The sequence below is a fragment of the Umezawaea sp. genome (assembly GCF_036375055.1).
Classification (GTDB): domain Bacteria; phylum Actinomycetota; class Actinomycetes; order Mycobacteriales; family Pseudonocardiaceae; genus Umezawaea.
In genome coordinates this window covers 1-7,733 of record NZ_DASUSQ010000081.1, presented here as the reverse complement: position 1 = coordinate 7,733, position 7,733 = coordinate 1, and the positions used below count along the sequence as shown (strand labels likewise).

Sequence of the window (7,733 nt, the reverse complement as noted above, 5' to 3'; positions counted from 1 at the left end):
GGCGGCGCCCGCGACGTGCGGGGTGGCCATCGAGGTGCCGGACATGGACACGTAGCCGTCGGCCACGGGGGTGCCGATCACACCGGTGGAGGATTTGGCCGCGACGATGTCCACGCCGGGGGCGGTGACGTCGGGTTTGACCGCTCCGTCGCCGACGCGGGGGCCACGGCTGGAGAACGGTGCGATCCCGTCGTTCCGGTCGACCGCGCCGACCGTCAGGGCGGCGTCCGCGCTGCCCGGCGAGCTGATGGTCTCGGTGCTGCCGGAGTTGCCCGCGGCGATGACGAAGAGGGTGCCGTGCCGGGCCGAGAGGGTGTTGACGGCTTCTTCGAGCGGGTCGATCTCCGGGCTGTCCCCACCGCCCAGGCTGAGGTTGACGACGTCTGCGCCCTGCTCGACGGCCCACGTCATGCCGCCGAGGATCCAGGACTCGACGCACCCGAACCGGGCGCAGACCTTGCCGTCCAGGATCTTCGCGTCTGGGGCCACACCGCGGTACTTCGCGCCCGCGCTGGCGATGGTGGCCGCGACGTGCGTGCCGTGGCCGACCAGGTCCGCGTCCGCCTCGAAGGTGAAGTTCCTCCCGGCCAGTTCCCGGCCCTTGAGGTCGGGGTGTTCGGCGTCGACGCCGGTGTCCAGCACGGCGACCTCCACCCCCGTGCCGGTGTACCCGGCCCGCCACGCCTCGGGCGCGCCGATCTGCGCCGCGCTGCGGTCCAGGCTCGGCTGCCGCAGGCCGTCGAGCCTGATCCTGGTGAACGAGCCGTCGGTGACGAGCGTCCGCCACGTGTCCGCGGCCCGTGCCTTGGCCGTGGTGGCCGAGAACGACTTCACGACCGGCAGATCGCCGGTGACGGTCGTGCCCGCGAGGGCGCCCGCCGCCCGGACCCCGTCGTCGGAGGTCAGGATCAGGGGCACGGAGTCGCGGTGCGCGTCGTCGTAGCGCGACTCGACGAGTTCCGTGACGTCGAACAGCCGTCTGTCCACCCGGCCGGTCGCCACGGCCCTCCGGGCGTCGTCGGGTACGACGAACAGGTGTCCCCGCTCCGAGTACGTGGAGAAGGCGATGTCGTCACGGCCCGCGGCGGGGACGATCGACCGCCCTCCCGCTCCGTCGAGCAGGACCCGGTCGCCGGTGATCAGCGTGACGGAACCCGTCGCGGGGGATCTCGCGGGCGCGGTGTCCCCGGCCGCCGACCCACCCGCCGGTCCGACCACGAGACCGAGTGTGAGCGCGGTGACCCCGGCTAGAGCGCCGTGTCGTCGTGTTGATCGCAACAGCCACCTCCGGTGTTCTCCAGGCGTTCTCGCACTTCGAGTCACGACCACTGGCCGTTCGTGGTTGCACGGGTGCGCGGAGCGCGGTGTCGCCCGCGCCACCGGCCGACCCCTGCCGCGTCCGACGGTGAGAAGATGGGGTCATGGCCCGCCTGGACTACACCGAACTCAACGACACCATCCGCTACACCATGTGGTCGGTCTTCCGCGTCGAACCCGGCCGTCTTCCCGACGACCGCGGCTCCGCGGCCACCGAGGCGCAGAACTACCTGGACGCCCTGGAGGGCAAGGGCGTCGTCGTGCGCGGCGTGTACGACGTGGCGGGCCTGCGTGCCGACGCGGACTACATGATCTGGTGGCACGCCGAGGAGATCGAACAGGTCCAGGCCGCCTACCAGGGTTTCCGCCGCACCGCCGTGGGCCGCGTGTCCACCCCGGTCTGGAGCCAGGTCGCGCTGCACCGCCCCGCCGAGTTCAACCGCAGCCACATCCCGGCGTTCCTCGCCGGTGAGGAGGCCCGCAAGTACGTCTGCGTGTACCCGTTCGTGCGCTCCTACGAGTGGTACCTGCTGCCCGAGGCGGACCGGCGCAAGATGCTCGCCGACCACGGCAAGGAGGCGCGGGACTACCCGGACGTGCGCGCCAACACGGTGTCCTCGTTCGCGCTCGGCGACTACGAGTGGATGCTGGCGTTCGAGGCGGACGAGCTGCACCGCATCGTCGACCTCATGCGGCACCTGCGCGGCACCGAGGCGCGCCTGCACGTCCGCGAGGAGGTCCCGTTCTACACCGGGACCCGCGTGCCCGCCTCCGAACTGGTCATCAACCTGCCGTGACCGCGAGCGGGCCCGCGACGAACGCCGCGGGCCCGCTCCCGGCTACTCCCCGGCCACCGCGTACGCGCGGATCACCGTCGTCTCGCTGGTGTTGCCCCTGCTGTCGGTCGCCTTCGCCCGCAGCGAGGCGAAACCGGGCCCGCCGTTGAGCACGAGCGCCGACTCGCCGACGACCGGCACCCGGCGCCAGGTCGCGCCGTCGTCGAAGGACACCTCGACCGCGATCCGCCGGATCTGCCCGCCGGGGGAGCCGGGGTTCTCCTCCACCACGAGCGGCACCCGCAGCAGCCGTCCGGCCGGGGCCGCGTTGACCTCGTCCAGCTTCGGCTGGAAGCGCAGCACGGACAGCGGCAGCGTCCGCTCCTCCCCGCTCCCGTCACCCCGAGAGCGGAACGTCCAGGCCGCGCCGACCCTCGTGCTCACGGTCGAGACGTCCCGCGTCGCCTCGACCTCCAGCCGGTACGCGCCCGCCTCGCGGGGCACGGTGAACCGGCCGGAACCCGCCTCGGTGGTCTCGCCGACCTTCACGCCGTCGCGGAACAGCGTGGTGCGGGCCTTCGTCGTCTGCGACGAGCCCGCGTTGCCCGCGCCGTCGCCGAACATCGGCACGAAGGCGTTGATCTCGTCGTCGACCCGCGACAGGGCGGAGCCGTACGGGCTGGCGGTCGGGCCGAACACGGCGGTGTTGAGCGTCTCGCTGTAGGTCCTGCCCGGCTGGTAGGTCCGCGGCTCCGAAGCCTGCCTGGTCTCGAACACCAGGTTCTGACCGGTGCCCGAGGTCTGGGTGAAGCTGGAGACCCAGCGGGCGTTCTCCCCCGCGAGGTAGTCGATCGACGTGCCCGGCGCGGGCACGTCGACCAGCCACGTCCCGCCGGAGCCGTTGGCGTCCACACCCATGAGGCCGTGGTTGTTCCGCCTGCCCTCCGGGGCGGGCCCGTAGCGGGTCCTGACCTCGGAGAAGTCCCGCAGGGCAGGCGCGTAGGAGTACCCGTTGGGCATCGTCCCGGTGAACACGGACGTGATCCGGTAGGTCACGGGGGTGTCGCCGACGGGAGCCGCCCGCCAGTCGGTGCTCAGGACGGCGGTGAAGTCGTCGTCGAGCGCCGGGCCGAGGTGCGCCGTGGAGATGTCCTTGAACGCGCCGAGGAACAGGCCGATCGACGTGACCCCGCCCTGGCCGTAGGTCAGGCTGTTGCTGAGGACGCTGCCGATGGCCTCCGCCCCCGGATCGGGGACGGACAGCGAGATCGGCTTGGCGAGTCGGGCGTCGACGGCGATCGTGGTGTCGGCCGCCAGGTCCACCTTCGGCTGCGGGAGGCTCGCGTACCGCTCCCCGGTCCGGACGCTGTTGCCCGTGTAGTACCGGCCCGTGGGCAGGTCGATCTCGGCCCTGCCGCCCTCCGGGTCCAGGAACACGGCCAGGCCGGAGTCGAGGCCGACCAGGAACGTCGACCCGTCCGCCGCGGGCGCGCCCTCCGCGTCGGTGTACTCGACGGTCAGCGTGTGGGTCTCGACCTCGCGGAGGACGCCCACCGGGGTGCGGACGGCGGTCGCGCCGGAGCCCGCCACGACCGAGCCGGAGTACCCGCCGTCCAGCGCGCCGATCCTGGTGTCGGCGGTGACGGTCACCGATGCCTCGCCGCCCGCCGGGACGGTGACCTCGGCAGGCGTGACCGAGAAGAAGCCCGCGGGTGCGGGCTTCCCGTCCGGTCCGGTCGCCTCGACCGCCACGTCCAGCGTCACGGGCTCGGTGCCCGCGTTGCGGTAGGCGATCTTCTCCGTGACGGGCTCGTCGTCGTCGTGCGGCCACGGCTGGGAGCCGAGGCCGACGGTGGCGGGCTCGGACGTGACGGTCTGGCCGATGGCCCTGGCCAGGTCGATCCGGCCCGAACCCTGGTCGTACGCGCTCAGACCGGGCGTGGGCTTCGTCGACGCGACGAGCGCCGCCTTGACCCGCGCGCCGGTCCAGTCCGGGTGCTGCTGCTTGAGCAGCGCCGCCGCGCCCGCGACGTGCGGGGTCGCCATCGACGTGCCGGACAGCGCCACGTGGCCGTCGCCGACGGGCGTGCCGATCGTGCCGGTGGACGACTGGGCCGCCACGACGCCCACACCGGGCGCGGTGACGTCCGGCTTGACCGCGCCGTCACCGGTGCGGGGGCCGCGGCTGGAGAACGGCGCGATCCCGTCGGAGCGGTTGACCGCCCCGACGGTGAGCGCGGCGTCCGCGCTGCCGGGGGAGCCGATCGTGCCCGCGCGGCCGGAGTTGCCCGCCGCGATCACGAACAGGGTCCCGTGCTCGGCGGACAGCGCGTTCACGGCCGCCTCGATCGGGTCGACCTCGGGGGTGTCCGGGCCGCCGAGGCTCAGGTTGACCACGTCGGCGCCCTGCTCGACGGCCCACGCCATCCCGTCGAGGATCCACGACTCGGCGCACCCGCCGGTCATGCACACCTTGCCGTCGAGGATGCGCGAGTCGGGTGCCACGCCGCGGTACTTCGCGCCCGCGCTGGCGATGGTGGCCGCGACGTGCGTGCCGTGGCCGACGCCGTCGGTGGCGTCCGGGTCCTCGGTGAAGTTCTTCTCGACCAGTTCCCGGCCCGCGAGGTCCGGGTGGGCGCCGTCCACGCCCGTGTCCAGGACGGCGACCGTCACACCCGTCCCGGTGTACCCGGCCCGCCACGCCGCCGGAGCGCCGATCTGGGCGGTGGTGCGGTCCAGGGTCGGCTGCCGCAGCCCGTCCAGCCAGACCTTGCGGTAGCCGTCCGGGGCGGCGGTCAGCGCGCGCCAGGTGTCGGCGGCCGTGGCCTTCGCCGCGCGCGCCGCGTACGAGCCCGCGGCGGGCAGGTCGGTGGTCTTGGCGAGGCCCGCGACGGACCCGCCCGGCGCGGGCGTGACGATCAGCGGCACGGAGTCGCGGTGCGCGTCGTCGTAGCGCGCCCGCACCAGCCCGGTGACGTCGAACAGCCGCAGGTCCAGCTTGCCCGCCGCCAGCAGCGGTTCGGCGTCCTCGGGCACCACGTGCTGGTGGCCGCCCGCGGTGAACCTGGTGAAGACGAGTCCCGCTCGGTCCCTGCCGGGGATGACGGAGCCGACCTGGTCGCCGGTCACCACCACCCGGTCACCGGTGACGAGGGTGACCGAACCGGTGGGGGTCGCGCCCGTGCGGTCGGCGACCTCCGGCGCGGCCGTCGCGGGCTGGACCGAGCCGACCGCCAGACCGAGTGCGAGCAGGGACGCACCCCACCGCGTGCAGTTCCGTCGTGTTGTAGGCAACTGGCTACCTCTCCCTGAGGTGGGCGCGCCCAGGGCGGGCGCGCTACCGGGAGGCGCCGATCAGACGGCGGCGACGGTGTACCGAACGTGACGTTGTCCCCCCGAACGCCTCGAACCTATCGGCGGTGAAAGTGGTTGGATTCCGCTCAACGAGCGAAGCGGGGACCCGACGTCCGATCACGCGGGGTAGTCGCCGAGGTCAGGCGCGCTCGGTGACGACACCGGCCGCGGAGACGACGAGGCCCGTCTGCGCACCGCCGCCACCGCACGCCTCGCCGTTGGGGTAGACCATCTTGGGCGTCGCGGTCGTGGTCTCGTCCAGCACGACCGCACCCGTCGCGTCGGTCAGCACCAGGGTCACCGTGACGGCCTTGGCGGGCAGGTTCGCGACGTCCGCGAAGCCGGTCAGCCCGCCCGTCGGCACGACCGACACCCCGCAGGTGTCGGTGGGGCTGGTGCCGGTGCACGTCTGCGGGCCGTGCGAGGTCGCGGGCGTCAACCGCACGGCGGGCTCGGTGCACGTGCCGTCCCAGCAGATCTCCACCGCCGCCGACGTGGCACCGGGGAGTTCGACGTCCAGCCCGATGCCCGGCCGTGAGCCGATGAGCGTGCAGGCCCGTGGTTCCGCTGAGCACGCGCACAGCGCGAGCAGCGCCGTGACGACGGCGATGATCCTCATGCGCTCCAGACGGAAGTGGCCACCCGTCGGGTTGCTCGGCGGGACGGGTGGGCCCGTGGCGCGGACGCCACGGGCCCACCACCGCTACGCGCCCGCGATCTTGTAGGCGCGGATCACGGTGTTCTCCGCGGTGTTGCCCCTGCTGTCGGTCGCCTTGGCCCGCAGCGAGACGAAGCTGCCCGCGGGGCCGCCGTGCACCAGCGCCGACCTGCCGACGACGGGGGCGCGCCGCCAGGTCTTGCCGTCGTCGAACGAGACGTCGACGGCGATCCGGGTGACGCGGCCGTTGGCGGCGTCCGGGTTCTGCTGGACGACGAGCGGGACGCGCAGCAGCCGCCCGGCCGGTGCCGTGTCCTTCTCGTCCAGCACCGGTTGGAAGCGGATGACCGTCAGCGGCAGCGGCTGGGTCTCCTGCCCGTCCACGCGCGCCGAGCGGAACGTCCACGCGCCGCTGACCCCGGTGGTGAACTCCGAGACGCCGCTGCGGGCCGCCTCGACCTCCAGCCGGTAGCCGCCCGCCGCTGCGGGCACGGGGAAGTTGCCGCCCGTGGACGTGGTCTCGCCGACCTTCGCGCCGTCGCGGAACAGCGTGGTCCTGGCCGAGTCGACCACCGAGTAGCCCTCACCGCCCCTGCTGTCGCTGAACAGCGGCACCGCGGCGCGGATGGAGTCGCCCTGCCTGTCCAGCGCCCTCGGGTAGCCCCCGATGCCGGGGCCGAAGACGGCGTGACCGGGCGCGAGGGTGTAGCTCTTGCCCGGCTTGTACGTCTTCGGCGGCGTGACCTGCTGCGTCTCCGCGGAGTTGCCCGACAGTTGTTGGTGCAGGGCGCCCCACCGGGTGTTGTCGCCGGCGACGTAGTCGATCATCGTGCCGGACTCGCCCATGGGCGCGATCCACGACCACCCGCCACCGCCGTCGGGACTCGTCCCGAGCAGCGCCTGCGCGTGGCTCCGGCCCGCGGGACTCGGACCGACCGTGGTCCTGACCTCGGCCAGGTCCTTCTTGCCCAGGTCGCGGACGTGCCCGGTCGGCACCTCGCCGGTCCACGACGAGCCGAACCGGTAGTTGATCGGCGTGTCGCCGTCGGGGGTGCCGCGCCACTGGAGGCCGATCTGCGCCGTGAGTTCGTCCTGCCCGACGTCCGGGCCCACCTGGCCCGTCGTCAGGGTGTCGCCGAAGTCGCTGAAGTAGATCAGGCCGTAGCCCGTCTGCTTCGTCCCCGACCGCCTGGTCGTGGAGTACTCGCCGAGCATCCCCTCGGCCGCGGGCTCCGGGACGGAGACCTTGACGGGCTTGGCGGTCCGCGCGTCGAGGGTGATCACGGTGTCCTGGGAGACCGTGACCTTCGGCTGGGTCAGGACCGCCCAGTCGGGCTCGGTGATGATGTAGGTGTTGCCGAAGTAGTCGCCCTTCGGCAGGCGGACCGTGCTGCTCCCGTCCGCGTCGTAGAAGCCGTACCCCTTCATGGTGTCGAGCGCCACCAGAGCCGTGGAACTCTCCACGGCGGGCAGGCCGTCCGGTCCGATGTGGTTGACGGTGACGGTGTAGCTCTCGACCTCGCGGGCGATCGAGAGCGGGGTGCGCACGGCTCCGGTGCTCGACGTGGCGACCACCGTGCCGGTGTACGCGCCGTCGAGCGTGCCGATCCTGGTGTCGCCGGTGACGG

Annotated in this window: 4 protein-coding genes and 1 pseudogene; 1 reads left to right on the top strand and 4 read right to left on the bottom strand. The window is 73.1% G+C overall.

The features are described from left to right. Window positions 1-1,218: S8 family serine peptidase (locus VFZ92_RS21880; RefSeq protein ID WP_330877864.1), on the bottom strand; the 1,218-nt coding region annotated here is incomplete at its 3' end. A 203-nt stretch (window positions 1,219-1,421) separates the two neighbouring features. Here VFZ92_RS21880 and hemQ point away from each other — a divergent pair. Further along, window positions 1,422-2,114 (top strand): hydrogen peroxide-dependent heme synthase, encoded by a 693-nt coding sequence (gene hemQ / locus VFZ92_RS21875; RefSeq protein WP_259628217.1) that lies wholly within the window; start codon window positions 1,422-1,424, stop codon window positions 2,112-2,114. 42 nt (window positions 2,115-2,156) lie between these two features. Here the strand turns inward: hemQ and VFZ92_RS21870 are convergent, their stop codons facing one another. The 3 genes and pseudogenes from VFZ92_RS21870 to VFZ92_RS21860 form a co-directional block, all read right to left on the bottom strand. Further along, window positions 2,157-5,387: a S8 family serine peptidase gene (locus VFZ92_RS21870; RefSeq protein WP_330877863.1), complete on the bottom strand. Its 3,231-nt coding sequence runs from the start codon at window positions 5,385-5,387 to the stop codon at window positions 2,157-2,159. A gap of 199 nt (window positions 5,388-5,586) precedes the next feature. After that, complete coding sequence (locus VFZ92_RS21865) at window positions 5,587-6,066, bottom strand: hypothetical protein (protein ID WP_330877862.1); 480 nt, start codon at window positions 6,064-6,066, stop codon at window positions 5,587-5,589. Between the two features lie 84 nt (window positions 6,067-6,150). Then, window positions 6,151-7,733: pseudogene (locus tag VFZ92_RS21860) on the bottom strand (peptidase S8); the annotation flags it as partial.